The organism is Larkinella sp. C7 (assembly GCF_006149005.1).
GTDB lineage: Bacteria > Bacteroidota > Bacteroidia > Cytophagales > Spirosomataceae > Larkinella.
On the sequence record NZ_VBSL01000252.1, the window covers coordinates 1 to 335 of the forward strand.

Sequence of the window (335 nt, forward strand, 5' to 3'; positions counted from 1 at the left end):
GGCTTCATTTAGCCGGTCTAAAACGGGACTAGAAAAGCTGGCTAAGATGGTCTTGATTTTGGGAACCTGGGCTAGAGTATGCCCCAACTGCAAGAGGTCCTTGGGATTGGCCTTACCAAAAGACACTCGGCTGGCTAGGCGCTCAATATCGTAGACCCCCTTGAGGCTGTCGGTCAGGTCGCTGCGTTCAAAAAAGTTATCCAAGAAGGTCTGAACAATCTCCTGCCGCTCCAAGATTTTCTCTTGGCTAACCAAGGGCCGATCAATCCAGGTCCGCAAGAGCCGCATCCCCATGGCTGTCTTAGTTGAATCCAAAAGCCAGAAGAGACTGCCGT

General features: G+C 51.6%; 1 pseudogene. It reads right to left on the reverse strand.

Going from position 1 to position 335, the window contains the following annotated elements:
• Nucleotides 1-335, reverse strand: a pseudogene (locus tag FH871_RS35320) (DNA mismatch repair protein MutS); the annotation flags it as partial.